Source organism: Pseudoalteromonas sp. 5Ae-yellow (genome assembly GCF_014077565.1).
GTDB lineage: Bacteria > Pseudomonadota > Gammaproteobacteria > Enterobacterales > Alteromonadaceae > Pseudoalteromonas.
Genome location: NZ_JACGWD010000226.1, coordinates 1 through 239 on the forward strand (window position 1 = coordinate 1; position 239 = coordinate 239).

1 protein-coding gene is annotated in these 239 nt (G+C 43.5%); it reads left to right on the plus strand.

Annotated elements, in window-relative coordinates:
* Nucleotides 1-239, plus strand: a 239-nt coding sequence (locus tag H4J63_RS20025) for a hypothetical protein (protein ID WP_182198125.1), incomplete at both ends; no start/stop codon positions are given.

Consider the following 239-nt stretch of genomic DNA (forward strand, 5'->3'; position numbering starts at 1 on the left):
GCTTCTAATTACTCAACCACCTATAGTAAAAGCGTTGCTTTTAAACGCCAGCAAGCTGCACGTCTACAAGTTAAATCAAACCACAGTGTCAAGTTTTGTGGCGTAGAGCTTGCTCACGCGAGAAGCGCAGCTTCTAATTACTCAACCACCTATAGTAAAAGCGTTGCTTTTAAACGCCAGCAAGCTGCACGTCTACAAGTTAAATCAAACCACAGTGTCAAGTTTTGTGGCGTAGAGCT